This is a genomic window from Longimicrobium sp., assembly GCF_036387355.1.
In the GTDB taxonomy this organism is placed as follows: domain Bacteria; phylum Gemmatimonadota; class Gemmatimonadetes; order Longimicrobiales; family Longimicrobiaceae; genus Longimicrobium.
In genome coordinates this window covers 1-3,130 of record NZ_DASVTX010000146.1, presented here as the reverse complement: position 1 = coordinate 3,130, position 3,130 = coordinate 1, and the positions used below count along the sequence as shown (strand labels likewise).

Genomic DNA, 3,130 nt, shown 5'->3' with positions numbered 1-3,130 from the left:
CCGCTCGCGCATTGCCGCGGCGCGCGCCGCGGTGGAGCAGGCGCGCCTGCAGCTCTCCTACACGCAGGTCATCGCGCCCACGGGCGGGGTGGTGGCCAAGCGGTCGGTGGAGCCGGGGCAGCTGGTGCAGCCCGGCCAGCCGCTGATGAGCGTGGTGCCGCTGAACGACGTGTGGGTGACGGCCAACCTCAAGGAAACGCAGACGCGCGACCTCAAGCCGGGCGAGCCGGTGGAGTTCGAGGTGGACGCCTACCCCGGAGTGGAGTTCCACGGCCGTCTGGAGAGCGTTTCGCCCGCCACGGGCGCGCGCTTCTCGCTCCTGCCGCCGGACAACGCGACGGGCAACTTCACCAAGGTGGTGCAGCGCATCCCCGTGCGCATCCGCATGGACGGCCGCCCGGATCCGGCGCACCCGCTGCGCCCGGGAATGAGCGCGTCCGTCCGCATCCGCGCCCGCTGAGCACGGCCCCGCGGCATGGATCCGCGGGGGATCCCGAGATCGACCACTGGAGTTTTGACGGATGGCGGAAGCAGGCAACGGGGCCGTCCCCGCGGGACAGACGATCCTGGGGGCGGCAAGGTGGTTCATTCTGCTGGGGCTGATTACCGCGGCGGTGATGGAGGTGCTGGACACCACCATCATCAACGTGGCGCTCCCGCAGATGGCGGGAAACCTGGGCGCCACGCAGCAGGAGATCGCGTGGGTGAGCACCGCGTACATCCTGTCCAACGTGGTGGTGCTGCCCATGACGGCGTTCTTTACCGCCACGTTCGGGCGCAGAAACTACCTCACGGCGTCCATCGTGATGTTTGTGGTGGCGTCGCTGCTGTGCGGCACCTCTACCTCGCTGGGCCAGCTGGTGCTGTGGCGGGTGGTGCAGGGGGCGGGGGGCGCGGCGCTGCTCTCGACGGCGCAGGCGACGCTGCGGCAGATCTTTCCCCGCGAAGAGCAGGGGATGGTGCAGGCCATCTTCATGCTGGGGATGATCGCGGCGCCCACGCTGGGCCCTACGCTGGGCGGGTGGATCACCGACAACTATCACTGGAGCTGGTGCTTCTTCATCAACATCCCCATCGGGATCGCGAGCACCTTTCTGGTCTTCAACTTTCTTCACGACCCGCCGGAGATGCTGCGGCGCTCCGGCCCGGTGGACTGGCTGGGGATCGGGCTGCTGATCGCCGGGGTGGGCGCGCTGCAGTACGTGCTGGAAGAGGGCAACTCCAAGGGATGGTTCGAGAGCGCGGAGATCGTGCGCCTGTCGCTGGTGGCGGGAATCGCGCTGGTGGCGATGGTGTGGTGGGAGCTTTCGCCGCGCAACGCGCACCCGGTCATCGACTTCCGGGTGCTGAAGAACCGTGAGCTGGCCGCGTCCATCTTTCTGTTCGTGGCGCTGGGCTTCGGGCTGTACGGGGGCGTGTTCATCTTCCCCCTCTTTACGCAGAGCCTGCTGCACTTCACCCCGACGGAAACGGGGCTGGCCATGCTCCCCGGCGGCATCATGACCGCCATCGCCGCCATCACCTGCGGGCGAATGCTGAACGGCGCGCGCCCGCTGGTGGACCCGCGCATTCTGATCGCCATCGGCGTGACGCTGTTCGGGATCTCCATGTGGGACCTGGGGCACCTGAGCGTGAACGCGGGAGAGCCGGACGCGCGCTGGGCGCTCATCATCCGCGGGCTGGGGATGGGGCTGCTGTTCGTCCCTATCAACGCGGTGGCGTACGGCAGCCTGAAGCCCAGCGAGGCGCAGCAGGCCGCGGGGCTCATCAACCTGTCGCGCCAGCTGGGCGGATCGTTCGGCATCGCGGTGCTCAGCACGTACCTTACGCGCCACGTGCAGATGCACCGGGTGGACCTGCTGCAGCACGTGAACCCGTACAACCCCGCGTTCCAGGAGCGCCTGCAGGCGGTGACGGCGGGGCTGGCCGCGCGCGGCGTCACGGGCGTTCCGGCCGAGCGCGGCGCCATGGCGACCATCGAGGGGATGGTGATGCGCCAGGCATCCATGCTGGCGTACAACGATTCGTGGCTGCTGATTCTGGTGGTGTTCGTGGCCGTTTCTCCCGCGATCCTGTTTCTGCGCAAGCCTCGTGGCGCCGCCGTGGCGGTGGACGCCCACTGATGGCTGCATGATGGAAAGGCGACGAGGCCGGCGGGAGCATTCCCGCCGGCCTCGCTGGGTTTGGCGCATGGCTCCGCGGGCGCACGCACCGGTCCGATCGCAATGTCGTGATCGGCACTCAGTGGCCATCGCGTGTCCCAAAGCGTCTCGCGGATGCCCCAGCCAGGCGGACGGGGGCGTCGCATACGGAGCGGGCCACCGCCGAAAGGTGAGGTGGAATGCGGATTCTGTTTGATCATGGCGGCAAACGAATGAGTGGCATGGAAGCTGCCTTCGTGTAGCAGATGACGCGGAGGTGCCCGGGCAGCAACGGCGGGAGCCGGCCGTGTTGTCCCCACCCGGCGCGCGGCCCGCGCCGGACCGTGTCCCACCGCGTTCACACGCCCGCCCGCTCTCCCCTTCCCGTGTCTCTCTCCGTGCTCCAGGACCCGCGCCGCGCGGGCGCAATGCCGGAACCGCAGCCGCGCTTTGGCGTGGTGGTGGTGGCCGAGGTGTGCCTGTACCGCGAAGGTCTGGCGCAGAGCCTGTCTCACCGCGCGGAGGTCCACGTGCTGGGCACCGCCTCGTCGCACGGGGATGCGCTGGCGCTGGTGTCGCGCGCGCGGCCTGACGTGGTGCTGCTGGACATGGCCATGCCCGGCGCGGTGGAGATCGCCCGTGGCGCGCACCAGGCGCTGGCGCAGATCAAGGTGGTGGCGCTCGCCATCCGCGAAACGGAAGAGATCGTGCTGGCGTGCGCCGCGGCGGGGCTGGAGGGATACGTGTCGTGCGGGGCCTCGCTGGACGACCTGGTGCACACGCTGCAGGCGGTGGGGCGCGGCGAGCTGGTGTGCCCGCCGTGGATCACGGCGTCGCTGTTCCGGCAGGTGGCGGCGCTTTCCGCGGCGCGCGACGGGGCGGGGCACGGCACCCTGACGCCGCGCGAGCGCCAGATCGTGGAGCTGATCGATGAAGGGCTGTCCAACAAGGAGATTTCGCGGCGGCTCGGGATCGGGCTTTCTACGGTG

At 69.5% G+C, this 3,130-nt stretch carries 3 protein-coding genes; all 3 read left to right on the top strand.

Annotation, left to right across the window (positions count from 1 at the left end):
- A partial coding sequence (locus tag VF665_RS06775) for an HlyD family secretion protein (protein ID WP_331052652.1) occupies positions 1–460 on the top strand: 460 nt, incomplete at its 5' end.
- Between the two features lie 61 nt (positions 461–521).
- Positions 522–2,123 carry a DHA2 family efflux MFS transporter permease subunit gene (locus VF665_RS06770; protein ID WP_331052651.1) on the top strand — a complete coding sequence of 534 codons (1,602 nt, stop codon included), beginning with the start codon at positions 522–524 and terminating at the stop codon, positions 2,121–2,123.
- 446 nt (positions 2,124–2,569) lie between these two features.
- Positions 2,570–3,130: response regulator transcription factor (locus VF665_RS06765; RefSeq protein ID WP_331052650.1), on the top strand; the 561-nt coding region annotated here is incomplete at its 3' end.